Annotated in this window: 24 protein-coding genes and 1 tRNA gene; 14 read left to right on the top strand and 11 right to left on the bottom strand. The window is 69.4% G+C overall.

The window, feature by feature from the left end; translation table 11 throughout:
• Window positions 1-48 precede the first annotated feature (48 nt).
• From rdgB to murI, 3 genes are read right to left on the bottom strand one after another with little or no spacing between them, the layout of a single operon-like run.
• The gene (gene rdgB, locus ACT53O_RS05640; protein ID WP_476151562.1) at window positions 49-693 is read right to left on the bottom strand and encodes an RdgB/HAM1 family non-canonical purine NTP pyrophosphatase; all 645 of its coding nucleotides are present in this window, start codon (window positions 691-693) and stop codon (window positions 49-51) included.
• The gene (gene rph, locus ACT53O_RS05635; protein ID WP_476151561.1) at window positions 690-1,427 is read right to left on the bottom strand and encodes a ribonuclease PH; all 738 of its coding nucleotides are present in this window, start codon (window positions 1,425-1,427) and stop codon (window positions 690-692) included. The genes rdgB and rph overlap by 4 nt, the downstream gene beginning before the upstream one ends.
• A complete protein-coding gene (gene murI / locus ACT53O_RS05630) occupies window positions 1,424-2,260 on the bottom strand; it encodes a glutamate racemase (protein ID WP_039415710.1) in 837 nt (278 codons plus the stop codon). Before murI ends, rph begins: the two co-directional genes overlap by 4 nt.
• Window positions 2,261-2,326: 66 nt before the next feature.
• Here murI and ACT53O_RS05625 point away from each other — a divergent pair, with 66 nt between their 5' ends.
• Window positions 2,327-3,661, top strand: coding sequence for a nicotinate phosphoribosyltransferase (locus ACT53O_RS05625; RefSeq protein WP_294944765.1), 1,335 nt, complete (start codon window positions 2,327-2,329; stop codon window positions 3,659-3,661).
• A gap of 10 nt (window positions 3,662-3,671) precedes the next feature.
• Here ACT53O_RS05625 and ACT53O_RS05620 read toward each other — a convergent pair whose 3' ends face one another.
• Genes ACT53O_RS05620 through ACT53O_RS05610 form a run of 3 tightly spaced genes read right to left on the bottom strand, consistent with a single transcriptional unit; the run spans window position 3,672 to window position 6,954 of the window.
• Window positions 3,672-3,944: a DUF3039 domain-containing protein gene (locus ACT53O_RS05620; protein WP_005055043.1), complete on the bottom strand. Its 273-nt coding sequence runs from the start codon at window positions 3,942-3,944 to the stop codon at window positions 3,672-3,674.
• Window positions 3,945-3,997: 53 nt separating this feature from the next.
• Window positions 3,998-5,551: a hypothetical protein gene (locus tag ACT53O_RS05615; RefSeq protein ID WP_476151560.1), complete on the bottom strand. Its 1,554-nt coding sequence runs from the start codon at window positions 5,549-5,551 to the stop codon at window positions 3,998-4,000.
• Window positions 5,527-6,954, bottom strand: a complete 1,428-nt coding sequence (locus ACT53O_RS05610) for an ABC transporter ATP-binding protein (RefSeq protein ID WP_476151559.1) — start codon at window positions 6,952-6,954, stop codon at window positions 5,527-5,529. Before ACT53O_RS05610 ends, ACT53O_RS05615 begins: the two co-directional genes overlap by 25 nt.
• Window positions 6,955-7,056: 102 nt before the next feature.
• Between ACT53O_RS05610 and ACT53O_RS05605 the strand changes: the two genes are divergently transcribed.
• Genes ACT53O_RS05605 through ACT53O_RS05595 form a run of 3 tightly spaced genes read left to right on the top strand, consistent with a single transcriptional unit; the run spans window position 7,057 to window position 9,588 of the window.
• Complete coding sequence (locus ACT53O_RS05605; RefSeq protein WP_294982040.1) at window positions 7,057-7,989, top strand: hypothetical protein; 933 nt, start codon at window positions 7,057-7,059, stop codon at window positions 7,987-7,989.
• Window positions 7,990-8,037: 48 nt separating this feature from the next.
• Entirely contained in the window at window positions 8,038-8,277 is a 240-nt protein-coding gene (locus tag ACT53O_RS05600; protein ID WP_051039532.1) for a hypothetical protein, read from the top strand.
• A 21-nt stretch (window positions 8,278-8,298) separates the two neighbouring features.
• A complete protein-coding gene (locus tag ACT53O_RS05595; RefSeq protein WP_476151558.1) occupies window positions 8,299-9,588 on the top strand; it encodes a maltokinase N-terminal cap-like domain-containing protein in 1,290 nt (429 codons plus the stop codon).
• A gap of 96 nt (window positions 9,589-9,684) precedes the next feature.
• Here the strand turns inward: ACT53O_RS05595 and ACT53O_RS05590 are convergent, their stop codons facing one another.
• Window positions 9,685-11,265 carry a S1C family serine protease gene (locus tag ACT53O_RS05590; protein ID WP_476151557.1) on the bottom strand — a complete coding sequence of 527 codons (1,581 nt, stop codon included), beginning with the start codon at window positions 11,263-11,265 and terminating at the stop codon, window positions 9,685-9,687.
• A 100-nt stretch (window positions 11,266-11,365) separates the two neighbouring features.
• On the opposite strand from ACT53O_RS05590, the gene ACT53O_RS05585 reads away from it, so the two are divergent.
• Entirely contained in the window at window positions 11,366-12,583 is a 1,218-nt protein-coding gene (locus ACT53O_RS05585; RefSeq protein WP_476151556.1) for an aminotransferase class I/II-fold pyridoxal phosphate-dependent enzyme, read from the top strand.
• Here the strand turns inward: ACT53O_RS05585 and ACT53O_RS05580 are convergent.
• Window positions 12,564-13,367 (bottom strand): carbon-nitrogen hydrolase family protein, encoded by an 804-nt coding sequence (locus ACT53O_RS05580; protein WP_112931302.1) that lies wholly within the window; start codon window positions 13,365-13,367, stop codon window positions 12,564-12,566. The two genes, ACT53O_RS05585 and ACT53O_RS05580, sit on opposite strands and share 20 nt — an antisense overlap.
• Window positions 13,368-13,546: 179 nt before the next feature.
• Here ACT53O_RS05580 and ACT53O_RS05575 point away from each other — a divergent pair.
• Window positions 13,547-13,623: transfer RNA gene (locus tag ACT53O_RS05575), tRNA-Met, on the top strand.
• 81 nt (window positions 13,624-13,704) lie between these two features.
• On the opposite strand, the gene ACT53O_RS05570 is transcribed toward ACT53O_RS05575, so the two are convergent.
• Window positions 13,705-14,172, bottom strand: a complete 468-nt coding sequence (locus tag ACT53O_RS05570) for a MarR family winged helix-turn-helix transcriptional regulator (RefSeq protein WP_036318202.1) — start codon at window positions 14,170-14,172, stop codon at window positions 13,705-13,707.
• A gap of 73 nt (window positions 14,173-14,245) precedes the next feature.
• Here ACT53O_RS05570 and idi point away from each other — a divergent pair, with 73 nt between their 5' ends.
• The 7 genes from idi to ACT53O_RS05535 are packed head-to-tail and all read left to right on the top strand — an operon-like array spanning window position 14,246 to window position 19,881.
• Window positions 14,246-14,794 (top strand): isopentenyl-diphosphate Delta-isomerase, encoded by a 549-nt coding sequence (gene idi / locus ACT53O_RS05565; protein ID WP_112931301.1) that lies wholly within the window; start codon window positions 14,246-14,248, stop codon window positions 14,792-14,794.
• Window positions 14,791-15,867: a polyprenyl synthetase family protein gene (locus tag ACT53O_RS05560; protein ID WP_112931300.1), complete on the top strand. Its 1,077-nt coding sequence runs from the start codon at window positions 14,791-14,793 to the stop codon at window positions 15,865-15,867. The genes idi and ACT53O_RS05560 overlap by 4 nt, the downstream gene beginning before the upstream one ends.
• Complete coding sequence (locus ACT53O_RS05555) at window positions 15,864-16,718, top strand: phytoene/squalene synthase family protein (protein WP_039415737.1); 855 nt, start codon at window positions 15,864-15,866, stop codon at window positions 16,716-16,718. The genes ACT53O_RS05560 and ACT53O_RS05555 overlap by 4 nt, the downstream gene beginning before the upstream one ends.
• Complete coding sequence (gene crtI / locus ACT53O_RS05550; RefSeq protein ID WP_476151555.1) at window positions 16,715-18,310, top strand: phytoene desaturase family protein; 1,596 nt, start codon at window positions 16,715-16,717, stop codon at window positions 18,308-18,310. The genes ACT53O_RS05555 and crtI overlap by 4 nt, the downstream gene beginning before the upstream one ends.
• Before the next feature lies 1 nt (window position 18,311).
• On the top strand, window positions 18,312-18,671 hold the full coding sequence (locus ACT53O_RS05545; RefSeq protein ID WP_476151554.1) for a lycopene cyclase domain-containing protein: 360 nt from the start codon (window positions 18,312-18,314) through the stop codon (window positions 18,669-18,671).
• On the top strand, window positions 18,668-19,012 hold the full coding sequence (locus ACT53O_RS05540) for a lycopene cyclase domain-containing protein (RefSeq protein ID WP_112931297.1): 345 nt from the start codon (window positions 18,668-18,670) through the stop codon (window positions 19,010-19,012). Before ACT53O_RS05545 ends, ACT53O_RS05540 begins: the two co-directional genes overlap by 4 nt.
• Entirely contained in the window at window positions 19,009-19,881 is an 873-nt protein-coding gene (locus ACT53O_RS05535; RefSeq protein WP_476151553.1) for a prenyltransferase, read from the top strand. The genes ACT53O_RS05540 and ACT53O_RS05535 overlap by 4 nt, the downstream gene beginning before the upstream one ends.
• Before the next feature lie 83 nt (window positions 19,882-19,964).
• Here ACT53O_RS05535 and ACT53O_RS05530 read toward each other — a convergent pair whose 3' ends face one another.
• Window positions 19,965-22,877, bottom strand: a complete 2,913-nt coding sequence (locus ACT53O_RS05530) for a UPF0182 family membrane protein (RefSeq protein WP_135949052.1) — start codon at window positions 22,875-22,877, stop codon at window positions 19,965-19,967.
• 63 nt (window positions 22,878-22,940) lie between these two features.
• Window positions 22,941-24,059: a YlbL family protein gene (locus ACT53O_RS05525; protein ID WP_039415751.1), complete on the bottom strand. Its 1,119-nt coding sequence runs from the start codon at window positions 24,057-24,059 to the stop codon at window positions 22,941-22,943.
• A gap of 135 nt (window positions 24,060-24,194) precedes the next feature.
• On the opposite strand from ACT53O_RS05525, the gene ACT53O_RS05520 reads away from it, so the two are divergent.
• A complete protein-coding gene (locus tag ACT53O_RS05520) occupies window positions 24,195-25,616 on the top strand; it encodes a zinc-dependent metalloprotease (RefSeq protein ID WP_112931295.1) in 1,422 nt (473 codons plus the stop codon).
• Window positions 25,617-25,966: the final 350 nt, after the last annotated feature.

Raw genomic sequence — 25,966 nt, 5'->3', positions numbered from 1 at the left:
CGCTCAGCCTTCACGCGGCAGCTTTCGCCTAGTCGGGAATGAAAGCGGTTATCGCTCCAGCGTGCTCAGCAGCGGAGCCAGCGCGACGAAGGCGCGAGCCCGGTGCGATGCGGCGTTCTTCTCCGCCGGCGACAGATCAGCGGCCGATCGCCCGCCCTGGTCGTCGGGCAGGAAGATCGGGTCGTAGCCGAACCCGCCCGTACCCGACGGCGCGGTCGCGAGTCTTCCCGGCCAGACGCCTTCCACCGTCTCCTCACGGACGACACCGCCTGGCCCCGGAACGACCAGAGCGATGGTCGAGACGAACTGAGCGGTGCGATGCGGGTCGGCGATGTCGGAGAGCTGATCGAGCAACAGCTCCAGGTTGGCCCGCGCGTCCTTGCGGTGCCCGGCCCAGTACGCGGAGAACACACCGGGGGCACCGCCGAGCACGTCCACGCACACGCCGGAGTCGTCCGCGAGCGCCGGCAACCCGGTGTGCGCCGCGGCGGCGCGCGCCTTGATGAGGGCGTTCGCCGCGAAGGTCACGCCGTCCTCGACGGGCTCGGGGCCGTCATAACCGATCACCTCGAGGTCGGGGCGCACGCGCGCGACGATCGCGCCGAACTCCTCCACCTTGTGCGGATTGTGGGTCGCCAGCACGATGCGGCGGACGCCGTCGCCCGCCGCGGAGGAGCTCGCAACACCGGTCACGACGCGAGCACCTCGATCTGCGCGTCGCGCAGGTCGGCGCAACCCGCCACGCCCAGTTCGAGCAGAGCATCGAGTTCGCGCTTGTCGAAGGGCGCACCTTCCGCCGTCCCCTGCACCTCGACGAACAGGCCGCGCCCGGTGACCACGACGTTCATGTCCGTCTCGGCGCGCACGTCTTCGACGTAGGCGAGGTCGAGCATCGGCTCGCCGTCGATGATGCCCACCGACACCGCCGCGACCGAGTCGAGCAGCACCTTGGCGTTCTTGCCGACCAGCCCCTTGGCACGCCCCCACTCGATCGCGTCGGCGAGGGCGACGTAGGCGCCCGTGATGGCGGCGGTGCGGGTGCCGCCATCGGCCTGCAGCACGTCGCAGTCGATGACGATCGTGTTCTCGCCCAGCGCCTTGGTGTCGACGACGGCGCGCAGCGCGCGCCCGATCAAGCGGGAGATCTCGTGGGTGCGTCCGCCGATCTTGCCCTTGACGGCTTCCCGGTCGTTGCGTGAGTTCGTCGCACGCGGCAGCATCGCGTACTCCGCGGTCACCCACCCCTTGCCCTTGCCGGTGAGCCAGCGCGGCACGCCGCCGGTGAAGGATGCCGTGCACAGCACCTTCGTGCCGCCGAAGGAGATCAGCGCCGAGCCTTCAGCGTGCGCGGACCAGCCGCGTTCGATCGTGACGGGGCGCAGCTGGTCGGGAGTGCGGCCGTCGGCCCGGGTGGTGGAAACGGTCATGGGGTCCCCTTCCAGGGGTGCGGGAGGTCGATGGCGCCGGTCTGCACCAGGCGCACGCTGGACACGCCACGGCCCATCAGCCGATCGGCGAGACGGAGGAAGTCGTCGGCGGAGTCGCCGGTCGCTTCGTAGACATGGGTGGCGACGGCATCCGGCCCCGCCAGAAGATCACGTGAGACGAGTTGGCGGTAGACGTCCTTGGCCGTCTCGGAGTCGCTCGAGACGAGCGAGACGTCCGAGCCCATGACATAGCTGATCGCACCCTCCAGGAACGGGTAGTGCGTGCAGCCCAGCACGAGGGTGTCCACACCGGCATGGCGCAGCGGCGCGAGGTACTCCTCGGCGACGGTGAGCACTTCCGCCGACCCGGTCACACCCGCCTCGACGAACTCGACGAACCGCGGGCACGCCTGCGTGAACACCGACAGATCCTCGTTGACGCCGAGCATGTCCTGGTAGACGCCCGAGCCGATCGTGCCGACCGTGCCGATGACGCCCACACGGCGGTTGCGCGTGGTGGAGATCGCTGTGCGAACGGCCGGCCCGATCACTTCGACGACAGGCACGTCGTAGCGCTCCCGCGCGTCGCGCAGCACCGCCGCGGATGCCGTGTTGCAGGCGATCACCAGCATCTTCACGCCCTGATCCACGAGGGTGTCGAGCACCTCGAGGCTGTAGCGGCGGACATCCGCGATCGGCTTGGGGCCGTAGGGCGAATGCGCGGTGTCGCCGATGTACAGCACCGACTCGCGCGGCAGCAACTGCGAGACCGCGCGCGCCACCGTGAGTCCACCCACACCGGAGTCGAAGATCCCGATCGGTGCGTCATTCACGGTTCTCCACCCTACCCGCCGCTGCGCTGACGGCGACGTCACCAGCGCCATCGCTAGAGTGACGGCATGACCCGCGCCGAGGCCCCGTCGTCCGCCCTCCTCACCGATCGCTACGAGCTGACCATGATCGATGCGGCCCTGCGGGACGGGACAGCGGCCCGCCGCTGCGTGTTCGAGCTGTTCGGACGGCGCCTCCCGGGAGCGCGCCGCTTCGGCGTCGTCGCCGGCACCGGACGGCTGTTGCAGGAGCTGCGGGCGTTCCGCTTCGGCGACGACGAGCTGCGCTACCTCCGCGACAACCGCGTCGTCGGAGCCGAGACCCTGCGCTACCTCGAGAACTACCGTTTCACCGGGAGCATCCGCGGCTACCGCGAAGGCGAGCTGTACTTTCCGGGATCGCCGGTACTCACCGTCGAGGGCTCCTTCGCCGAAGCGGTCGTGCTCGAGACGCTGGCCCTCAGCATCCTCAACCACGACTCCGCGGTGGCCAACGCCGCCGCACGTATGAGCATCGCCGCCGGGGACCGTCCCCTCGCCGAGATGGGCTCCCGCCGCGCCGGAGAGCGTTCCGCCGTCGCGGCCGCGCGCGCCGCCTACATCGCCGGGTTCGGTGCGACGAGCAACCTGCAGGCAGGGCGGGAGTGGGGCATCCCGACGATGGGAACCGCCGCCCACGCGTGGACTCTGCTGCACGACAGCGAAGAGGACGCCTTCCGCAGCCAGATCGCGGCACACGGCACCGACACGACGCTGCTCATCGACACCTACGACATCCGCCGCGGCGTCGAGACCGCGATTCGCGTCGCCGGCACCGGCCTCGGCGGGGTGCGCATCGACTCCGGCGACCTGCCCACCGTCGCCGCGGAGGTGCGCGCGCAGCTGGACGAGCTCGGCGCGACCGGAACGCGCATCACCGTGACGAGCGACCTCGACGAGTTCGCCCTCGCAGCGCTCGCGGCATCCCCTGTCGATGCGTACGGCGTCGGGACATCCGTGGTGACCGGTTCCGGCGCGCCGACGGCAGGGATGGTCTACAAACTCGTCGCTCGGCAGGATGCCGCGGGTGGTTGGGTCGCGGTGGCCAAGACCTCCACCGACAAGGGGTCCAAGGGCGGTCGCAAGGCCGCGTTCCGCACCCTCTCCCGGGGCACGGCAACCAGCGAGCTCATCGCCGTCTCCGACGGATTCGACGAGATCCAGACGGCGGCGGACCATCCCGACGCCCGCGCCCTGCAGGTCTCGCTGGTCGAGGCGGGCGAGCCCGACCCCGCCTTCGAGGGGGCGGGCGGTGTTGCGCGCGCGCGGGAGCATCACGGGATCGTTCGCGAGGAACTCCCTGTGACGGGGCTCGCCCTGAGCAGGTCCGACCCGGCGCTGCCCACCGTCTACATCGACGCGTGAGCGGGACCGCTCAGCTCATGAGCGACTCGTAGATCTCCTTGCACGTGGGGCACACCGGGAACTTCTCCGGGTCACGGCCGGGAGTCCACTTCTTGCCGCACAGCGCACGCACCGGTTTGCCCGTGAGGGCGGACTCGAGGATCTTGTCCTTCTTGACGTAGTGCGAGAACCGCTCGTGGTCGCCGGGCTCGATGTTCTCCTCGCGCAGAAGCTCTTCGAGCTCACGATCAAGGGTGGCGACGCCGCCGTCACCGGGTGCATCGGGACTGTCGAGGGGGCTCATGGTGACCGATTCTATCGGCGGCGAGGCACCCGTGGACGGGTTCGTCCCCAGGGTCACGTCGACTCGGCGAACTCCATGAGACGCTCGCCGGTGCGATCGAACACGGCTCCGCCGGCGAAGATCCCGATCAGCAGCACCACCGCGCCCGACCCCGCACCTGCCCACAGCGCGATCCACGCCCAGCTCTCGTCCGCCGTCAACGCAAGCCAGGCGCACCACAGCGTCGGAAGGCTCAGGAGCATCGCCCCGAACATCACCACCGCCTGCGAGAGTCCACCGCCGGTGCGCTGCGGCTGCTGGAACGGGCTGTCGCCGGGTCGGGAGACGGCGTAGGGAGCGATGACAGAGGTGAGGGAGGACAACCCCAGCCCGCCCAGGAACAGGCTGGCGCATACGCCCGCCATCGCCGGGAGCATCGCCCAACGTCCGTGCAGGGAGATCGTCACCGGCACGGCCACCGCCAGCAGGACCGCGCCGACGACCGTGATCGGCACGAGACGTCCGGCCCGATCCGCCGCGCCGCGCACAGCGCCCGCGATGTGCATCCAGAGAGCCGTCGAGTCGTAGGCGAGGTCGTTGTGCGGCAACCAGCCCAAGAAGAGCGCGATCAGTGGGGCCGGAAGCAGCACCGCGAGCTCGATCGGCACGCCGACCAGCACGAGCGGGATGATCGTCAGGGCCGCCGCGATCGGCACGATGATGATGTTGACCAGATAACGCGGATCACGGAACCAATAGACGATGCTGCGTGCCGCAATGCCACCGGCCGCTGTGCCGCCCGTCAGATCGAACCACCCCAGCCCGCGCTTCTGACGCGCGACCCCCGGGCGCTCGGTGGTCGTCATCAACCGGTCGACGAGCCAGAACCACAGTGCCGCGAGCACCGCGACCGACAGCGCCGCGACGACGGCCGGGCCCGCTGCGCCACCGCTGAGTGCGCGTTCGGGCAGCGCCCATGGCGCGCCCAGAGGAGTGAGCGCCAGAAGGTCGACGGCCGCGACCAGAGCGGACGGTACGCCGTCGGTCCACTGCAGGGATGCGAGGAAGACCACGACAGGAACGACGACCACGATCAGGGCGATGAGGAACACCCCCGTCAGCTCTCTGGAGCGATGATCGCGCACCATGCCCGCGAGGGCCAGGCCGATCTTCGCGAGCAGCAGGCACGTGAGCACGCCGAGGACGGCGGAGACGATGCACACCCACGCCGCAGCGCCACGATCAGCCCACAGCGCGCTCAACGCCACCGCGACGACAATCAGGGCGATCGCCGGCACGCTGATCATGCTCGCCAGCAGCGTCGCTCCGGCCGTCGCGCGAGGCGACGCTCCGACGACGGAGAATCGCCGCGGGTCGAGCTGATCGTCCACGCCCCCCACCAGGGCCGTGACGAAGAATCCGAGGGTGAGAGCGGATGCCGCGACCATCGTCACCGCGAATGCCGCGTCCTCCGATGACGAGCGCAGCCGCCATGCGGCGACACACACGGCGCCCACGACGAGCGCGACCACGGCGACACCCACGAGTGTGCGCGCGATCTGGCGTCGGTCCGCGCGCAGGGCGCCGACGAGGAGGTCGAGCCTCAGTCGGAGAACGTGTGCAACCACTCGAGCCCCTCCGCGTCGCTGATGCCGCCGGACAGCTCGATGAAGCGCTGCTCGAGAGTGAGTTCTCCCCTCACCTCGTCGACGGTCCCCTCGGCGAGCACACGACCCCCGACGATCACCGCGAGTCCGGAGCAGACACGCTCGACGAGCTCCATTCCGTGACTGGACAGCACGACCGTGCCGCCGTGCGCGACGTAGGCGGACAGGATGTCGAGGACGACCGCCGACGAGACCGGGTCGACCGACTCGAACGGCTCATCCAGGACGAGCACGCGGGGTGAATGGATCATGGCTCCGGCGAGCATGATCTTCTTCGTCATACCGGCCGAGTAATCCGACACGGGCCGCGACAGGGCGTCGGTGAGATCGAACGCCCGCGCGAGTTCCGCCGTACGACTCTCCACGACGGCCGAGCGCAGTCCGCGCAGTACTCCGTAGTAGTGCAGCAGCTGCCTGCCGGTCAGCCGGTCGAAAGTGCGCAGGCGGTCGGGCAGGATGCCCATCTTCTGTTTCGCCTGACGAGGCGCGGATGCCAGGTCGACACCCGCGATGCGGATCTCACCGCTGTCGGGGCGGAGCAGACCCGCGATCATCGAGAGCGTCGTCGTCTTGCCCGCACCGTTGGGGCCCACGATCCCGTAGAAAGTGCCGGCCGGGATTCGCAGATCGATCGCGTCGACCGCGACGGTCGCGCCGAATGTCTTCGTGACCCCGCTCAGACGCACCGCTTCGATCTGCACGTTCGCGCCGGCGTCGTCGACGGACTCATCGGTATCGGCCGTCGAGGCGGGTCCCGTCGCCGCCAGCATCTCCGCGAGCGCGGATGCCGCCGCGTCCGGGTCGGGAACGTCGTCCGCGACGGATTCGACCTCGAGGGCACCCTTGGGCGCGACCTGGGCGTCGTCCGCAACGGTCTGATCGGGCTCGATCACGGGCTCGGCCTCTGCCTCGGGCTCAACCTCGATCACGACCTCGGGCTCGACCTCGATCACGGCCTCCGGCTCGACCTCGACCTCGACCTCGACCTCGACCTCAGGCTCTCGCTCACCCTCAGCGGTGGCCTCCGGCAGCGCCGGTTCGAGGTCGGGACTCTCCGAGATCTCGGCTCCCGCGTCGATGGACGACGGCGGTGGCGGCGGGGCCGCCTCGAATCGTGCGGCAGCCACCTCCGGCGGCACGTCGGGGGGCGGCGGGAGCGTGGCCTTGGGCTTGCGTGGCCGCGGTACGCGCGGGGCGCCGCGCTGTGCCGCGGGACGACGCGGTCGGGGCACCGCGGGCGCCGCCGCCGGTTCGTCCTCGCGGCGATCGAGCTGAGCTGCCGCCTCGGCAGCGGGCACCGACGGCAGCGGCGGCAGATCGTGCACGCCGTCGTCTTCCGCGGGGGTCGGATGGGGGGCGCTCACCCGTCAAACCTAGCAAGCCGGTCCGACGATCGCCCCGATCGTCCACACCCGCGCGTCAACGCTCAGCCGCTCTCCAGGGGCCGTCCATAGGATCGTGCCGACATGGTCCAGATCCCCCGCATCCATTCGCTCCCCGATGACGCGCCGTGGGCCGGAGGCCTGCCGCCGGAAGGGTCCTCCGAGCACCCTCGGACCATCCGTGCCCTGGACCGGGTTCTTCAGGTGCAGCGCCCCGCCGTCATCGCGCACCTGCGCAGCATCCGCCTGCGCCACCCCGAGGCAGCGACCAGCGACATCGTGCGGATGCTCGAACGCCGCTACCTGGCGGCCGTGACCACCGGCGGCGCGGCCGTGGGAGCCACCGCGGTGGTCCCCGGCATCGGCACCGGCATGACCCTGGCCCTGTCCGGTGTCGAGACGGTGGGCTTCCTCGAAGCGACCGCGCTGTTCGCGCAGTCGTTGGCGGAGCTGCATGGCATCCGTGTCGAGAACCCCGACCGGGCGCGCGCCCTTGTGCTGACGCTCATGCTCGGCAAGGAGGGTGTCGATCTCGTCGCGCAGCTCGGTCGACAGCTCGCCGGGACGGGGACGCCCCGCCCCACGTATTGGGGCGAACTGATCACGAAGTCGCTGCCTCGCGCCGCCGTGGGTCCTCTCGTGGACAGGCTGAAGTCGGCCTTCATCCGCCAGTTCGCCGCCAAGGGCGGCGCATCCGTCATCGGCAAGGCTCTCCCCTTCGGTATCGGTGCCGCCGTGGGCGGCACCGGCAATCACCTGCTCGGGCGACGCGTCGTGGTCGGATCCCGGCGCGCTTTCGGAGGAGCGCCGCTGCAGTACCCCGCCGAGCTCGAGCCACGGCCGGGCGCGACACGTCTCGAGAGCACCGCGTTCGGCTTCGTCCGGCGCACCGGCAGCACCATCGGCGACCGCGGGCGATCGGCCGTGACGGCCGTCGCCGGTCTCGTTCCGCGCCGCGGCGCGCGCAAGTCCGGTCGGCCCCTCACACCGGATGACGGGGACCGCGAACCCGGGTGATCCCGCGCGGCGAGCGCTCGTCGCAGCCGCATCGCGCACAATGGGCGCATGGGTATCTTCCAGAGTCGGCCCGAGGATCCGTCCGAGTGGGGCGGGCTGCCCGCAGACCCGCGGGAACAGCCGCAGCCGGCAGAAGTGCTGCCGCCGCCGATCGACGATCTCGGTGTGTTCGGCGCTGCTGGCGTCGCGATCTCGGTTCCGCTCGAGACCTTTCTCACGACGTCATCGTCCTCGACCGAGGCCGACCGCGACGGCAACGATCAGACCGGCGACCTCGACAGCCCGTGACCCCCTGACTAGCCTCGACGCATGCAGACGACGCTGGGGCACCTGGCTGTGTGGATGCCGCAGCAGCGGTGGTACTCGCCGACCGGACGCTCACCCCGCCTGCGGATTCTCGACGAACGCGAGCTGACGACCGGCGACCCGGATGCGGCCGTTCAGGTCCTGATCGTCGCCGACGGCGACGACGAGGACGCCATCGTCTATCAGGTTCCGCTCGTGACCCGTCCCGCCGATGTCACGGAGCCGTGGACGATCGCGGTCCACGAGGGTCGTGCGTTGATCGACGGACCGCACGATCACGCCTTCGCCTCGGCGTTGCTCGCCGAACTGGGTCGCAGCGATCTGGACGGTCCGTCGCAGGTGCTGGTCGGCGAGCAGTCGAACACCTCGATCATCTACCGTCCACGCGACGCCGCGCCGACGATCTGCAAGGTGTTCCGCCGCCTGCATCCGGGCATCAACCCGGACATCGAACTCCAGTCCGCCCTCGCAGCCGCCGGCAGCCGCCACGTTCCCCCCGTCGTGGGCCACCTCGACGGCCGCTGGTCGATGGCGCCGGGCGGCGGTTCAGAGCGGGGATCGCTGGCATTCGCGCAGGAGTTCCTGCCCGACGTCGATGATGCCTGGCGGGTGGCGCTGGCCGCGGCGGCCGTCAACACCGACTTCACCGCCGAAGCCGCCTCCCTCGGTCAGGTCACCGCCGCGGTCCATCGAGATCTCGCCCGCCTGTTCCCCACCCCGCGCGCCGACGACGTCGCCCGGCGCGCCATCAGCGCGGCGTGGCGGCGACGACGTGCCATCGCGGCGGTGGAAGTGCCTGCGCTCGCCGCCCACGCGGCGGCAATCGACCGGATCTACGCCGCCGCCGAGGCCTCCTCCTGGCCCGCCCTGCAGCGAGTGCATGGCGACTACCACCTCGGCCAGGTTCTGCATTCGCCGACGCGGGGCTGGATGCTGCTCGACTTCGAGGGGGAACCGATGCGACCGATCGCCGAGCGACGCGCACCGGATCTCGCCTTGCGCGACATCGCCGGCATGCTGCGCTCGTTCGACTACGTCGCGGGATCGCTGCGACTGCAGCGCGCGCCCCAGCAGCACGACGCCGCTGTCGACGAGGCCGCCGACGCCTGGGCCCGCTCGGCACGTACCGCCTTTCTCGACGGATACTCCGACACCGGAGGCGCGACCGCCCAGATCCTGCTCAACGCGCTCGAACTCGACAAAGCGGTCTACGAGGCCATCTACGAGGCCAGGCATCGGCCCGCCTGGCTCGCGATCCCGCTCTCGGCGATCGAGCGTCTGCTCGCAGACTGACTCCGCTCCCCTCTCGCGCGACGACGAAGGCCACCGTGAGAGGAACTCGCACGGTGGCCTTCGGTGGCGCCCGGCTGCCGCGGGCGGGGAGCGACCCTACTGCTGGAGCTGGCCGAGCGTGACCTCGGCGGAACTCGTCTTTCCTCCGCGGTCGTAGACGATCGTCGCCTTCGATCCCGCAGCGAGCGCCCGCACCTGTGCCGTCAGGTCGGTGGCATTGGTGATCGGCACTCCGTTGAACGACGTCACGACGTCGCCCTTCTTCAGACCCGCCGCAGCGGCGGCACCGCCCGAAGTCACGTCCGCGATGTAGGCTCCGGCGGTCGTGGCGCCCTCCTGGGTGGCGGCGTCACGGACACCTGCACCCAGCAGACCATGCGTGGCGGTGCCGTTCTTGATCAGATCGTCGGTGATGCGCTTGACGATGTCGGACTCGATCGAGAAGCCCACACCGATCGATCCGGACTGACCGCTGGAGCTCGAGCCGCCAGCAGAGGCGATGGCGACGTTGATGCCGATCAGCTTGCCCTCGCCGTCGACGAGCGCACCACCGGAGTTGCCGGGGTTGATCGCGGCATCCGTCTGGATCACGGCGATGGAGATGGAGCTCTGCGCGGTCGACTGCTGTTGCCCCTGGCCGAAGTCGAACTGGAACGGCGAGCCGTTGCCGTCGCCCTGCTGGGGGGTCTGATCCTGCGAGTCACCCTTCGGCGCGGCCGACGAGGCGATCTGGATCGAGCGGTTGAGAGCGCTGACGATCCCCGTGGTCACCGTGTTCGACAGGCCCAACGGAGCTCCGACGGCGACCGTCGCGTCGCCGACGTTGAGCTTGGACGAGTCGCCGAACTCGATCGGAGTCAGCCCCGATGCATCAGTGAGCTTGATCACCGCGAGGTCGTAGGTCGGATCGGTGCCGACGATGGTCGCCGCGTACACCTTGCCGTCCGATGCGGTGACCGACAGCTTCGCGTCGGCGGTCTGACCGTCGAGCGTCACGACATGTGTGTTCGTCACGACGTAGCCGTCGGAGGTGAGAACCACCCCGGACCCGGTGCCGCCCGACGAGCCCGCGGTCGCCGAGATCGTGACCACGCTCGGGACGACCTTCGCGGCGATCGCCGTCGTCTGATTGACCGAGGCCGTGTTGTTCACCGTCACCGTCGAGGGTGCTCCGCTGACCACGGTCTGCGACTGCGGGAAGAACGACGCCCCCGCCGCGGCTACCCCGATTCCGGCCGCACCGCCGACGAGCGCCGCCGCGACCATGATGCCGACGATCTTGCCCGCACCGAGCTTCGCCGACGGCGCGTGCTCCGTTGCGGTCGTCGCAGCCGGGTAGACGGCCGTGGCCTGAGTGCCGAACGCCGAGGTACCGAAGGCCGGGCTGCCGTACGACGGGGCCGGGTAGGACGCGTGGGGCGCCTGCGGGCTCGGCGTGTGAGCCGTCGGCGGGGTCGGGGCCGTGTACGGCGCCTGCGCGGCGTAGCCGGTGCCCGGCTCCGGCGTACCGGCGGGCGCGGAGGTCGCGGCGCCTGCCGGCGAATTCTGAGCCGCGTGCGTGGCCGACTGCTCGGGCAGCGGCGGACGCTCCGGCGCGGTCTCACGCTGCTGCGCGGCATCGATGCCCTGCGCGGCGCCATCCTGCGGTTCGCTGTTGGTGGGGGTGTTCTCGCTCATGTGTGCTTCCTTCTTCCCAAGACCTGACCAGGATGTCGCGCGATTCTGTGTGTTGCTTATGCCCGCCCCTCGCCCAGCCTATGCATGTAGCCTGAGCGCGATGCGAGAGATTCCGGGCACGTGGCGCCGCACGGCACAGGGCGCGGGACTACTGTCCGCATCGGGAGTCGCCGCCCCGACGATCTTCGCGGAGATGAGTGCGCTGGCCGCACAATCGGGGGCGATCAACCTCGGCCAGGGTTTCCCCGACGAGGACGGCCCCGCCGTGGTTCTGGAGGCGGCCCGCGCGGCCATCGCGAACGGACGCAATCAGTACGCGCCTGGTCGCGGCGTCCCGGCCCTGCTCCAAGCGATCGCCGCGCATCAGGCGCGCTTCTACGGGCTCACCGTTGATCCCGACCGCGAGGTCGTGACGACCGCGGGAGCGACCGAGGCGCTGGCCGCCACATTGCTGGCGCTGATCGATTCCCCTGCGGACGAGGTCGTCGTCTTCGAGCCGTACTACGACGCATACGCGGCCATCGTGGCGCTGACCGGCGCGCGACTGGTCACCGTGCCGCTGCGATGGCCCGACTTCCAGCCCGACCTCGACCTCCTTGCGGCCGCCGTGACCGACCGCACGCGGATCATTCTGGTGAACGATCCACACAATCCGACCGGCGCCGTCTTCTCCGCGGACGTGCGCGCCGAGATCGTCCGGCTGGCAGAGCATCACGACGCTCTCATCGTCACGGACGAGGTCTACGAACACCTCGTCTTCGACGGCGCCCATGTTCCGATCGCGGCAGATCCCGCAGCCGCAGAGCGCACCCTGTCGATCTCCTCAGCGGGCAAGACGTTCTCCACCACGGGATGGAAGATCGGGTGGATCACCGGTCCCGCCGACCTGATCGACGCCGTCCTGGCGGTCAAGCAGTTCCTCACCTACGTCAGGACGACGCCGTTCCAGGACGCCGTCGCCGTCGGTCTCGGACTTCCCGACGCCGTCTTCACCGAGATCGCGGCCACACTGGGGCGGAAACGCGACCGACTCGCCGAGGGACTGCGTGCCGCGGGGTTCACGGTGTCGACGCCGGCCGGCTCCTACTTCACGGTGGCGGATGCCGCGGCACTGATGGAACCCGGAACTGACGCGGCACACTTCTGCCGCGAACTGCCGGCACGCGCCGGTGTCGTGGCAATTCCGCTCACGGCATTCGTCGCTCCCGAACACCGCTCCGACTATGCCACGCTGGTGCGCTTCGCTGCCTGCAAACGGACGGACGTCATCGCCGAGGCAAGCCGCCGACTGGCGCTGATCAGCGCGGCTCGACCCTGAACCGCCGCAACTGCAGCGCCGGGTTGACGCGTCGGACACGGTCGATGGCCCCGGCATACGCAAAACCGACGGCCACGTCGGTCGCGGTTCCCACCCCGGCGATCTCCACGCCCTGAGGATCGACGACGATCGAGGCGCCGACGCCGAGCGGGGGCGGATGATCGGCGCCTGCCACGTAGAGGGTGTTCTCGATGGCACGCGCATGCAGAAGCGTTCGCCAGTGCTGTTCCTTGAGCGGCCCTCTGACCCACTCCGCCGCTACCAGGATCACGTGAGCGCCCGCGTCGGCGAGCACGCGCCCCACCTCCGGAAAGCGAAGGTCGTAGCAGGTCATCAGCGCCATGGTCAGCCCTCCCACCTCGAAGGTTTCCGGAGCGTTGACAGGCGCCGGCTCGACCCAGTCGGACTCTCGCTGCCCGAACGCGTCGTAGAGATGAAGCTTGCGTGACACCGCCTGAAGTCCGGTCGCGTCCACGGCGACAACGGTGTTGCGCACGCGCGGGGTCGCACCGTGTTCGACCATCCCCGCGACAACCACGACACCGCGACGCGAAGCGATCGCCGTCAGTCCCGCGACGAATGCCCCGTCCAGGTGCTCCGCGTTGGCGGCGAGCGTCGCATCGAACGGGTCGACGAAGTAGCTCGAGTATTCGGGGAAGAGCACGACCTCGGCCCCGCGATCCGCGGCCACACCGGCCAGCTCGTCGATGACGCGCAGATTGTCGGCCTTGTCCGCCGTGGGCGCGAACTGTGCGACGGCGATGCCGACGGCATCCGTTCTCATCGGTTGTGTCCTCTCGGGAGTGATCACTGGGGCGCCCCGATATCGATCCCGTCGCGATGGGCGTGTGCGTGACGCGGTCGTCCCATCCTCCCGAACCACCGTGCCCGGAGCAACGACCGCCGGCTCGTCGGGCGGGTGTGCACCGGTGGGCAAAACCCGTGTTAGGCTATTCCTTGTGCCGCGGGGTGGAGCAGCTCGGTAGCTCGCTGGGCTCATAACCCAGAGGTCGCAGGTTCAAATCCTGTCCCCGCAACCAATCGGTCGGATGTGTCATCCGGTCAACGAAGAAGGCGTCCCGATCGGGACGCCTTCTTCGTTTCTACGTCTGCGGCGGAATTCAGTCGACCATCGCCTCGTCCATGTCATCGAGGAAACGGGCGATCGCACGCAGCTCGTCATCGCTGTAGGCATCCATGACATCGCGCATCTTCGCCATGCGCGCGCCGAGATGGCGATAGAACTCGCTCCGGGCGCGGTCGGTGAGCACGACGATGCGGGCGCGCCGATCGGCCGGGTGAGGACGGCGTTCGATGTGTCCCCGCTCGGCGAGGCGATCGAGAAGCTTCGTCGTCGAGGCGGTGGAGATGGCGAGGTGTCGTGCGATCTCGTGCGGAGACACCCACTCACCTCGCTGCTCGCGGACGATCAGCATGCGCAGGGCCGCCAAATCCGAGCCGTTCATATCCATGTCGCTGCGGAGCACGCCGTGCATGCGGTCCATAGAATCGCTGAAGGAGCGCACGGCGACGAGCGCCTCGCGCACGAGCTGGTCGCGCTCCGTCGTTGGGATCCACCGGTCTGTCACGCTGGACACCCCCCTCACTCGAAAGGTAGTATCCCTTAAAATCGCTAGCTAAACTAGCAATAAGGAGAAGATCGTGTCCCCGACAGAATACGTGGTCCTGCTCGATGACGACGGGGACGAGATCGGGACGGCGCCGAAGGCGAGCGTCCACGGCACCGATACCGCCCTTCATCTGGCATTTTCCTGCCACGTGTACAACTCGCGCGGCGAAACCCTCGTCACCCGGCGAGCGCTCGACAAGAAGACCTGGCCGGGAGTGTGGAGCAACTCGTTCTGCGGCCACCCCCGGCCCGCGGAGGCGGTGATCGACGCCGTCCATCGCCGGGCGGAACAAGAACTCGGTCTCACACTGCGCGACGTGCAGCTCGCGCTGCCGCTCTTCCGCTATCGCGCCGTCGACGCGAGCGGCATCGTCGAGCACGAGATCTGCCCGGTCTACACCGCCATCGTCGACGACGAGCCGCGGCTGAATCCCCTCGAGGTCGCCGAGGCCCGCTGGGTCGATCCGGCCGATCTGGCCGTCTCGTTGAGAGCGACCCCCTGGGCCTTCAGCCCATGGCTGGTGCTTCAGGCCGAACAGCTCGGCGTCTTCGAGGAAGCGACCGTTCGGAGAGCCTCGTGATCACGCTGCTCGACGACGACGCGCGGCAAAGGATCGACGCGGCGATCGATGGCGCCCTCGAGCGGCTCGAACGGCGGGCCGCGCCCCTCGGCGATGGCGCCCGTGCGCTTGCAGCCGCGACGACCGCGGCAGCCGCCGACGGGAAACGCCTGAGGCCGGCACTGGTCGTCGCGGCCTATCGCGCATTCGGCGGATCGACCGACGCGCTCCACACGGCGGGTGCGGCCGTCTGGGACGTCGCCGCCGCCCTCGAACTGCTGCACACCGCCTTCGTCGTGCACGACGACCTCATCGATCGCGATCTGGAGCGACGCGGCATTCCCAACGTCGCGGGTCGATTCCGCACGCGCGCCCACTCCTTCGGAGCGTCGGCGGACCAGGCGGCAACGGTCGGCGACGCCGCGGCCGTGCTCGCCGGCGATCTCCTCCTGTTCGAGGCCACGCGGCTGGTCGCCTCCGTCGCCATCGACGCACCGGCACGCGCCGCGCTTCTGCAGATCATGGACGACGCGATCCTCGTCTCGGCATCCGGCGAACTCGCCGATGTCGAGCACGCCGCGCGTGCGGACTATCCCGAGACCGATGCGCTGCTGGGCGCCGCCCACGACAAGACGGCCGCCTATTCCTTCGAAGCGCCGCTGCTGGCCGGAGCGGTCCTGGCCGGGGCATCGGATGCCGCCCGGGCGCAGCTCTCCCTCGCCGCCGCCGACCTCGGGCTCACCTTCCAGCTGGTCGACGACCTCATCGGAACGTTCGGCTCACGTCGTCAAGCCGGCCGCGACCCCGGCGCCGATCTTCGCGAGGCCAAGCGCACTCCCCTGATCGCGCTCGCGCGCGACACCGCCGCCTGGCCGCGGGTGAGCTCGGCCCTCGCCGTCGCGCACACGGGCCCGATCGCCGTGCGCCGCGCGCAGCGGGAACTCGAAGCCAGCGGCGCCCGCGACGACCTGGTCGCTCTCATTCACGATCGCCTCCGCCGCGCACGTTCCCGCGCCGCATCGCCGTCCCTGCCCCCTGCCGTCGTCGCACTGCTGGCCGAGGTCGCGAACACGATCGAGGAGCGCATCCCGTGAGCGGCGGATCGTCGTACGACCGCTGCGCACAAGACGCGGCAGCGACCGTGATCACGGCCTATTCGACGTCCTTCGCCCTGGCGTGCCGCCTTCTCGGTCCGCGCGTGCGCACGCATGTGCGCAGCGTCTACGCGCTCGTCCGAGTGGCGGACGAGGTCGTCGACGGCGCCGCCGAGGCGACGGGTCTGCCCTCATCCACCCAGCGTCTGCTGCTGGACGAGCTGGAGGCCGAGACGCTCGCTGCGGTGGCTCGGGGCTTCAGCACCAACCTCATCGTCCACGCGTTCGCGTTGGCGGCACGCGAGTGCGGGATCGGTCATGATCTCATCCGGCCGTTCTTCGCCTCCATGCGAACCGACCTCACACGCACGCAGCACGACGACGCATCGCACGACGCCTACGTCTACGGGTCGGCGGAGGTCGTCGGTCTGATGTGCCTGCAGATCTTCGTCAACGCCGGTCGCAGCACGCCGCTGATCGCCGATCCGGCTCTCGTCGACGGCGCCCGCCGCCTCGGTGCCGCTTTCCAGGACGTGAACTTCCTCCGCGACCGCGCGGACGACGAGAACCGCCTCGGTCGCGACTACCTCGGCCTCCAGGACGGACACCGAGACCGCATCGCCGTCCTCGACCGCATCGACGCCGACTTGGATGCCGCCGCGCGGGCGATCGCCGACCTGCCCGCCGACTGCCGGCGCGCTGTGACCACCGCACACGGCCTGTTCGCGGAGCTCTCCCGCCGCCTGCGCGATGACGACGAGACCGCGCGGGTCTCCGTGCCCACCCCCGTCAAAGCAACCATCGCGGCCCGTGCCCTCGCCGGCCGCCCCCCGAAACGGAGCACCGCATGAGCCGCACGGCCCTCGTCATCGGCGGAGGCATCTCAGGGCTCGCCACCGCCGCCCTGCTCGCGCGCGACGGCTGGAGAGTCGACCTCCACGAGGCCTCCCCCGAGCTGGGCGGTCGAGCGGGCTCGTGGGAGCGCGACGGCTTCCGCTTCGATACGGGACCGAGCTGGTATCTCATGCCCGAGGTCTTCGATCACTTCTTCCGCCTGTGCGGCACCACAGCGGCCGAGCAGCTCGATCTCGTGCCGTTGACCCCCGCCTATCGCGTCTATCCCGAGCCAAACGGCGCCGCACCCAGCGATCCGATCGACGTGGTGTCCGGTCGCGCGCAGGCGCGGGAGCTCTTCGAGAGCCGCGAGCCGGGCGCCGGAGCACGTCTCGACGAGTACCTCGATTCGGCCCACGATGCGTACGACCTCGCCGTGTCGCGGTTCCTCTACGACACCTACGCCTCCACGAAGGGTCTGCGGGCCCCGGCCGTGGCCGGTCAGCTGCCTCGCCTCGCTCCCCTGCTCACGCGATCGCTCAACGACCACGTCGCGCGGCGCTTCGCCGATCCCGTCCTGCGCCAGATCCTGGGCTACCCCGCGGTCTTCCTCGGATCATCCCCCTACGATGCGCCGAGCCTGTACCACCTCATGAGCCACCTCGACCTGGACGAGGGCGTCCTCTACCCACAGGGCGGCTTCACCGAGGTGATCGCGGCCGTCTCCCGCGTGGCCGAGGCCCAGGGCGCCACCGTGCACACGGCGTCGCCCGTGGCGGAGATCCTCACCCACGATGCGCGCGCGATCGGCATCCGGTTGGCCGACGGCACGGTGCACGAAGCCGACATCGTCGTGTCGTCCGCAGACCTGCACGCGACGGAGACGACGATGCTGCCGGAGTCGCTGCAGACCTACCCGGAACGGTGGTGGCGACGGCGCAACCCCGGACCCGGCGCCCTTCTGCTGCTGCTCGGCGTCGAGGGCGAGCTTCCGCAGCTGGCCCACCACACCCTGCTGTTCGCCCGGGACTGGCAGAAGAACTTCGGCGATGTGTTCGGCCGCGACACGCGGATTCCCGATCCTGCCTCCCTGTACGTGTGCCGCCCCTCGGCGACGGACCCATCGGTCGCCCCGGCGGGCAGCGAGAACCTCTTCGTGCTCGTTCCGATGCCCGCCGATCCGTCACTCGGGCACGGCGGCGTCGACGGGGCAGGCGCGCCGTTGATCGAGGCAGCCGCAGATCGCGTCATCGCGCAGATCGCGGCATGGACCGGCATCCCGGACCTCGCCGCACGCATCCGGGTGCGGCGCACCATCGCACCGGCCGACTTCGAAGCCGATCTGGGAGCGTGGCGGGGCGGCGCCCTCGGACTCGCGCACACGCTCGGCCAGAGTGCCGTCTTCCGACCTCGGAACGCGTCACGAAAGGTCGACGGGCTCCTCTATGCCGGCACCTCCGTGCTGCCCGGCATCGGCCTTCCGATGTGCCTGATCTCGGCCGAGCTGGTCGTCAAGAGACTTCGTGGAGACGACGGAGCGGCCCGCCTCCCGGAGCCGAGCGGCGTGGGAGCAGGACGGAGCATCCGCCGCGGCGCCGGCGACGACTGACATGCCCGGCGCCTATCTGCTCGTCCTCCTGGTGTCGCTGGGCGGGATCATCGCGCTGGATGCACGCTTTCGCCTCGTCCTGTGGCCGGCATCCCGAACGGCCGAGCGCCGCCGCGGGCGCGCGATCGCCACGGTCCTCGTCGCGACGGCGTTCTTCCTGCTCTGGGATGCCGTCGGCATCGCCACCGGCGTGTTCGTCAAGGGTGAGAGCCCCTATCTCCTGGGGATCGATCTGGCCCCGCACCTTCCGGTCGAAGAGCCCGTCTTCCTCGCCTTCCTGTGCTATCTGGCGCTCGTGGTGCATGCTGCAGCGATCCGCGCGCTGACGGCACGGGCACGGCGAGTGCGGAGGATGCCGTGACGTATCCCCTGATCGTCGCGCCGTTCGCCCTCGTCGGGGCGATCGCCTTCGCCGCGACGGCTCGCCGTCCAGGGCTCGGCATGCGACTGACGGCGAGCGTGATCACCGCTGTGGTTCTGGTCGTGCTCACCGTGATCTTCGACAACGCGATGATCGCCGCCGGCCTGTTCACCTATCCCGACGCGCTCATCAGCGGCATCCGTGTGGGCCTGGCTCCCATCGAGGATCTGTCCTATCCGATCGTGGCCGCCTTCGCCGTCCCCGCGGTCGCCGAGCTCCTCCGCCCGCCTCGACGCGACCCCTCCTCCCCCACCGACACCGAGACGGATTCCGCACGATGACCGCGACCGCCACCGCCCGCCAGCTCCTCCTCTCGTCTCGACCCGTCAGCTGGATCAACACGGCCTACCCCTTCGCGGCGGCCACCGTCCTCACGACCGGAAGGATCGATGCGACCCTCATCGTCGGCACCGTCTTCTTCCTGATCCCCTACAACCTGGCGATGTACGGGATCAACGATGTCTTCGACTACGAGTCCGATCTGCGCAACCCCCGCAAGGGTGGCGCCCACGGCGCCGTGCTCGAGCGTCGCCTGCACGCCATCACGCTCTGGGCGGCCACTCTGTCGTGCCTGCCGTTCGTCGTCTACCTCGTGCTGGTCGGCACACCCATCTCCTGGCTGGTGCTCGCGATCAGCCTCTTCTTCGTCGTCTTCTACTCCGCGCCGCCGCTTCGTCTGAAAGAACGTCCCGTCGCGGACTCGGTGACCAGCAGCATCCACTTCTTCTCCCCCGCCGTGTACGGGTTGGTGCTGGCCGGCGCGACGTGGACGTGGCAGCTGAGCGCCGTGATCGTCGCCTTCGCCCTCTGGGGCATCGCCTCGCACGCTTTCGGGGCCGTGCAGGACGTCGTGGCGGATCGAGAGGCCGACATCTCGTCCATCGCGACGGTCTTCGGTGCCCGCACCACCGTCCGCCTCGCCATCGCCGGGTATGCGACGGCCGGCGTCGCGATGTTCGGCACCGCGTGGCCGGGACCGCTCGCGGCTCTCCTCGCGCTGCCCTACATCGTCACCGTCTGGCCGTACCGCAACGTCGCGGACCAGGATGCCGAGCGTGCCACCCGCGGGTGGGATCGCTTCCTGTGGCTCAACCAGTTCACCGGATTCGCGGTCACGCTGCTTCTCATCTGGTACGCGCTCAGCCGCTGACCCCTCCGCGCGCATCCTCGCGCCCATGCACACGGCCCGGAGGCGTCACCGCCTCCGGGCCGTGGATCATGCGCGTCCGGGTCTCAGCCCTGACCCTCCAGCTGGATGAGCTTCTGCAGCGCCGCCGTCAGCCGCGCGTCGGCTTCGCCGTACTTGGCCCAATCGCCCTGCGTCAGGGCGCTCTGCCGGTCCATCATCGCCTGCTGGGCGTCCTTGAGCGCCGCCTGGAACTCGACGCTCGTCCCGGTGCCGCCGCCGGTCGCACCCGAGCCGGAGCTCGAGCCGTCGGTCGGAGCCGGGCTCGGTGTCGCGGACGGGGTGACGTCGCCGTCGCCGGCACTCGCGCCCGAGTCGCCGCCGAACAGCTTGTCGAGCGCATCCTGAAGCGTGCTCTCGAAGGCCACCTGGTTGCCGAAGGCGACCAGCACCTTCTGCAGGGTCGGGAGCTTCGTCGACCCGGAGGACTGCACGAACACCGGCTGGACGTACAGCAGTCCTCCACCGACCGGCAGCGTGAGGAGGTTGCCGTTGATGACCTCCGACTGCCCCTGTTTCAGGATGTTGATGAACGCCGACACGCTGGGATCGGCATCGAACGTGTTCTGCACCTGTCCGGGTCCGGGGACGGGTGTCTCGGCGTTGATCTCCAGCATGCGCAGCTTGCCGTAGTTCGGGTCCTTGACACCCGCCGTGGCTCCGGCATCCGAGTCCACCGACAGGTATCCCATCAACACGTTGCGCGTGTCGTCACCGCCCGGGATGAACGTCGTGAACATGGAGTAGCTCGCGGCATCCTGCCCCGGCATCTTCATCGTCAGGTAGTACGGCGGCTGGAGCACCGGGTTCTTCTGCGTGGGATCGTTCGGGGTCTTCCAGGCGTTGTCGCGCTGGTAGAACGAGCCCGCGTCGTCGACGTGGTAGGTGCCCAGCATCGCGCGCTGCACCTTGAACAGGTCCGTCGGGTAGCGCACGTGGCTCATGAGGTCGGCGCTCATGTCCGACAGCGGCTTGACCGTCGAGGGGTAGATCTTCTGCCACGCCTTCAGCAGCGGATCGGTGTCGTCCCACGCGTACAGGGTCACCTTGCCGTCATACGCATCGACGGTGGCCTTGACGGAGTTGCGAATGTAGTTGACGTCGTCGAGGGCCACCCGCGGCGTGGTGTTCGTCGTATCGCTGATCGCATCGCGAAGGCTCACGATAGACGAGTACGGGTAGTTGGCACTCAGCGTGTAGCCGTCGACGATCCAGACGATGCGTCCGTCGACGACCGACGGGTACGGGTCGTTGTCGAGCTCCAGGTACGGCGCGACCTTGTTCACGCGGTCGATCGGATCGCGATCGTAGAGGATCTGCGAGTCCGCGTTGATGCCGTCGGAGAGCAGGATGTCGGTCGACTGGAACTTCAACGAGTAGATCAGGCGGTTGAACGGGTTGCCCACGTTCGGCCCGCCGTTGCCCTGGAACGTCGTCTTCGTCTGGGCGGCGTCACCGGTGCCCCGCGGGTAGTCCAGCTCGATGTCGGGTGTCCCCTCCGGGGCACCCACGATCGAGTACGGCGGCGAGTTCTCGCCGAAGTAGATGCGCGGCTCGTACTTCTCGCTCGTGGTGAGCGCGCCCGTGGTCGGGATGCCGCGCTCGATGAAGACGGGGTTGCCGTCGGCCGTGCGCTCGTTGCCCTTGGCCGCGACCATGCCGTAACCGTGGGTGTAGACGAGCGTCGAGTTGTACCAGGAGGCGGCCTGTCCGAGCTGGGCCATGTTCAACTCGCGCACCGAGACGACGGTGTCCTGCGACTTGCCGTCGATCTGATAGCGATCGACGTCGAGCGGGTTGGTGAACTGGTAGTACGCGCGGTACTGCTCGATCTGGCGCACCGTGGGCGAGATGATGGCGGGGTCCATGATGCGGATCGACGCCGTCGTCTGGGCGTCGGAGCGCAGCTGGCCGGGGGCGACGTTCGTGACCGCCTGGAAGTCGCTCTTGGTCAGGCCGTCGATGCCGTACGCCTTCTTCGTGGCGTCGATGTTGCGCTGGTAGTACGGGCTCTCCAGGGTCTCCTGGTTGGGACGCACCTGCAGGTTGGTCACGACCCACGGATACGCGACGCCGACGACCAGCGCCGAAACGACGAGAAGGCCCACACCGATCAGCGGGAACCGCCACCGGCCGATGATCGCCGTCACGAAGAAGAGAACGGCGACGATCGCGGCCGCGATGGCGATGATCGTGAGGCCGGGGATGACCGCGTGGTCGTCGACGTAGCTGGCGCCGGTGATGCGATCGCTCTGCTGCGTCAGCGTCTTGTAGCGGTCGAGCCAGATGCTCACGCCCTGCACGAGCAGGTAGAGGCCGGCGAGGACGGCGAGCTGGATGCGCGCGGCCTTCGAGATGCGCAGCTCGCGCTGCCCGATGCGCACCGACCCGTACAGATACGCCACGAGCGCCGACAGCAGCAGCGAGACGAGCAGCACAGCCGAGGCGAACCCGAGGACCGAACTGAAGAACGGCAGCGAGAACATGTAGAAGCCGGTGTCCATCTGGAACTGCGGGTCCAGGTCGCCGGTATCGACGCGATTGAACCACAGCCAGACCGTCTCCCACTGCGCCGAGGCGGCGAAGCCCGCGAAGAACCCGAAGAACACCGGGATCCCCCACATCGCCAACCGACGAAGCGGCTCCACGACCTCCTGGTAGTGATCGAGCTGAGACGTCAGCCGGGCATAGACCGGACGCAGTCGGTAGGCGAGCTGGATCGCGATGAACACGGGCACGGCCATCGCCAGGAAGCCGACGACGAACATGATCACGCGCGCCGTCCACTGCGTCCACAGCACGCTCGAGAACCCGAGTTGGTCGTACCAAAGCCAGTCGGCGTAGAGGCTCGCGAAGATGAAGAAGCCGACGACGACGACCGCGATGACCGCGAGCGTGATGGCGATCGCGCGACGGACGGGGTTCGGCGTGGCCTGGTTCGGCGCTGAGGTCGTGGTCACACCACCATCCTAGGTGGGGTGATTCTGGAGGGATGCCGAGCAACCTTCCAGGATGCCGTGAGGTCAGCGGCAGGTCGGAAGCGCGTCGAGGTCACCCTTGTCGCGGATCGTCGACAGCACCTGCAACGAGTCCTTCAGGGTCGCGACGGAGAACACCCGGAGACCGGATGGGACGTGTCCGACCACCTCGTCGCAGTTGTCCTTGGGGGCGAGGAAGTAGGTCGCTCCGGCACCCACCGCCCCGTACATCTTCTGGCGGATCCCACCGATGGGCCCGACGGTGCCGGCGGCATCGATCGTGCCGGTTCCGGCGACCTGCTCGCCGCCGTTGAGGTTCCCGTCGCTGAGCGTGTCGATGATGCCCAGGGCGAACATCATGCCGGCGCTGGGCCCGCCGACGTTGTTCAGCTGCAGGGTGACGTCGACCGGGAAGTCGTAGTCGTGCATGGTCGAGATTCCCACGAGCCACGTGCTCTTGCCGTCCACGGTGGCCTGCTTCGGGGTCACCTCGACGTTCTCGCTGGCCCCGGAGCGGTCGATCGTGAGCCGAACGGGAGCGCCCGCGCCGGCGTTGATGATGGTGCGCAGCTGATCGGTCTCGGTGATCGCCTGACCGTTCGCGCTGCGGATGATGTCGCCCTTCTGGAGGATGCCCTGCGCCGCCGAGTCGTCGGTGAGCGCGTAGACCTCGACCATCGGCTTGACGTCGTAGCCGAGCTGCGTGAGAGCGGCAGCCGTCGCCTCCTTCTGCGAGTCGACCATCATCACCGCGCTCTCCTGGTTGCGTTGCTCGGTCGTCTGACCCTGCGGGAACACGTCGTCCAACGGGAGCACCGCCTTCGCCGGGTCGAACCAGGCGAGAGCGAGCTCGAACCACGACGGCGTCCGTTCGCGATTGCCGACGACCTGCACCGTCAGCAGGTCCAGTGCACCGGAGGTCGGGTAGGTCGGGGCGCCCTTCACGGTGATCAGCGGCACGTCGGCGCCCGACGAGTCGGGGGCCGACCCCAGCGTGTTGAAGACCGGCCCCGGACGCTGAATGACGTAGTTGGTGGGCAGCAGCGTGAGGGCGAGCAGCGCCACCAAGGCGACCGCAAGAGCCCACACGCCCACGCGCAGGGGGCGAGACACCGGACGGCGGCGAGCGGGCACGACCGTCGTGCCCTCGTCGAACAGTGCCACAGCAGATCCTCCCGGCCGATCGTTCGCGATCGGCGTACACGGGACATCCTCCGTGGCGGGCCGAGGCGGCCGTGCGGGGAAGTCCAGCCATTAGCGTAGAACGCGACGATATCCGCCTGCTGAAAGGCGCCTGATATGGCTGACGAGACTCCCGACCGCCCCGAGGACGAATTCCAAGAACTGCTGCGGAACCTGCTCGGCGGTGGTGGTGCAGGCCTCGACCCCGAACAGCTCGAGAGCCTCTCCCGCATGGGCGTGGATCCCGCCATGCTGCAGCAGATGATGGCGCAGATGCAGCACGCTTTCGCCACCGGCAGCGACGACGGCATCGACTGGAGCGCCGCGAAGACACAAGCGCTGCACCTGGCGAACAAGGACGGGCTCGGCATCACGTCGGGCGATCGTCAGGACTTCGACCAGGCTTTCAGCCTCGCGACCCTCTGGCTGAGCGAAGCCACGACGATCTCCGACCTCGCGGCCCCGGCGCAGGCCATGACCCGCGGACAGTGGGTCGAGGCGACACTTCCGGTCTGGCAGGAGCTGGCCGAGCCCGTCGCCGATTCGATCGCGGGGGCACTCACCGCCGCGATCGACGAGCAGACCCCGGAAGAGATGCGACAGCTGGTCGCCGGAGCGGGCACGTTCATGCGGCGCGTGGGCGGCTCTCTGTTCGCCGCTCAGCTCGGCGGCGTCATCGGACGTCTGTCGCAGGAGGTGGTTTCCGGCGGTGACGTCGGCATTCCCGTCATGCCCGACGGCATCGCGGCGATCCTGCCGCAGAACTTCGCCGACTTCGCCCGCGATCTCGATGTGACCGATGACCAGCTCGCCCTGTATCTGGGCACCCGCGAACTGGCGCACGCTCGCCTGTTCCGCCACGCCCGGTGGCTGCGGCTGCACGTGATCACCCAGGTGACCGAGTTCGCCCGCGGCATCCACGTCGACACCACGGCCCTCGAAGACCTCGCATCACGCTTCGACCCGTCCTCGCCGGAGGAACTGCGCTCGGCTCTCGAGTCCGGAGCGCTGCTTCCCCAACGCACGCCCGCGCAGGAGGCCGCGCTGGGCCGGCTCGAGAACCTCCTGGCGACCATCGAAGGCTGGGTGGAGGTCGTGACCGCCGATGCGACCTCGCGTCTTCCCGCCTCGGCGAAGATCGCCGAGGCGGTGCGTCGCCGCCGAGCGGTGGGCGGTCCCGCCGAACAGGCGATGGCCTCCCTCGTCGGCTTGGAACTGCGCCCCCGACGACTGCGCGAAGCGGCGGCGATGTGGCGGGCCGTCACGGATGCCGTGGGCATCGAGGCGCGCGATCGCCTCTGGGACTACCCCGACCTCATGCCGGGAGCGAGTGACATCGACGACCCGCAGGCGCTCGTCGCACGTCTGGTCGCCCACGAACGCGGCGAGGACCCCGAACGGGATGCTCTCGACGAGGCGCTGGACGCGCTGCTGGCCGAAGCGGCCGAGGAGGCGGCTGGAGAGGCGGAGCAGGGCGGAGGCGCACCCGAGGCGCGCACCACCGATGACGACGGTCCGGAGGATCCCCGGCCGGTGTGAGCCGGCGCCTCCTCCCCCGCCGGAATCTCTCCGGGGTCCCGTGCCGCGTCTGTGGACAGTCGCGGCAGGCGGGCGCGTCGGGCCTCAGAATCGGGGCATGCTCCGCTTGGCCGCTTCGTCCCCGCCGCTGTGGCGCACGCCTTCCAGCCTCCAACTCGGCACGGATCCGGCGATCCGCGTCGACGGCGTGCTCCCGTGGCAGGAGCGCCTCCTCGATGCCCTCGCCGACGGCGTCGCCGACGCGGGGCTGGTCCCTCTGGCACGCAGCTTCGGCGCCACCGCGGCGGAAGCCGCAGAGTTCGCGGGACGAATCGAGCAAGCGCTCACCCGTGAGTCACCGACGCCGCGCG

It is taken from the genome of Microbacterium sp. DMC48, assembly GCF_056313825.1.
Note: the sequence above shows the minus strand (reverse complement) of the source record. Positions and strands in the feature narration are given on the sequence as shown.

Excerpts from the sequence above, each read along its gene's own strand:
- rph (WP_476151561.1), bottom strand. The coding sequence starts at position 1,427 with ATGACCGTTTCCACCACCCGGGCCGACGGCCGCACTCCCGACCAGCTG.
- ACT53O_RS05625 (WP_294944765.1), top strand. The coding sequence starts at position 2,327 with ATGACCCGCGCCGAGGCCCCGTCGTCCGCCCTCCTCACCGATCGCTAC.
- ACT53O_RS05620 (WP_005055043.1), bottom strand. The coding sequence starts at position 3,944 with ATGAGCCCCCTCGACAGTCCCGATGCACCCGGTGACGGCGGCGTCGCC.
- ACT53O_RS05605 (WP_294982040.1), top strand. The coding sequence starts at position 7,057 with ATGGTCCAGATCCCCCGCATCCATTCGCTCCCCGATGACGCGCCGTGG.
- ACT53O_RS05600 (WP_051039532.1), top strand. The coding sequence starts at position 8,038 with ATGGGTATCTTCCAGAGTCGGCCCGAGGATCCGTCCGAGTGGGGCGGG.
- ACT53O_RS05595 (WP_476151558.1), top strand. The coding sequence starts at position 8,299 with ATGCAGACGACGCTGGGGCACCTGGCTGTGTGGATGCCGCAGCAGCGG.
- ACT53O_RS05590 (WP_476151557.1), bottom strand. The coding sequence starts at position 11,265 with ATGAGCGAGAACACCCCCACCAACAGCGAACCGCAGGATGGCGCCGCG.
- ACT53O_RS05585 (WP_476151556.1), top strand. The coding sequence starts at position 11,366 with ATGCGAGAGATTCCGGGCACGTGGCGCCGCACGGCACAGGGCGCGGGA.
- ACT53O_RS05580 (WP_112931302.1), bottom strand. The coding sequence starts at position 13,367 with ATGAGAACGGATGCCGTCGGCATCGCCGTCGCACAGTTCGCGCCCACG.
- crtI (WP_476151555.1), top strand. The coding sequence starts at position 16,715 with ATGAGCCGCACGGCCCTCGTCATCGGCGGAGGCATCTCAGGGCTCGCC.
- ACT53O_RS05545 (WP_476151554.1), top strand. The coding sequence starts at position 18,312 with ATGCCCGGCGCCTATCTGCTCGTCCTCCTGGTGTCGCTGGGCGGGATC.
- ACT53O_RS05535 (WP_476151553.1), top strand. The coding sequence starts at position 19,009 with ATGACCGCGACCGCCACCGCCCGCCAGCTCCTCCTCTCGTCTCGACCC.
- ACT53O_RS05520 (WP_112931295.1), top strand. The coding sequence starts at position 24,195 with ATGGCTGACGAGACTCCCGACCGCCCCGAGGACGAATTCCAAGAACTG.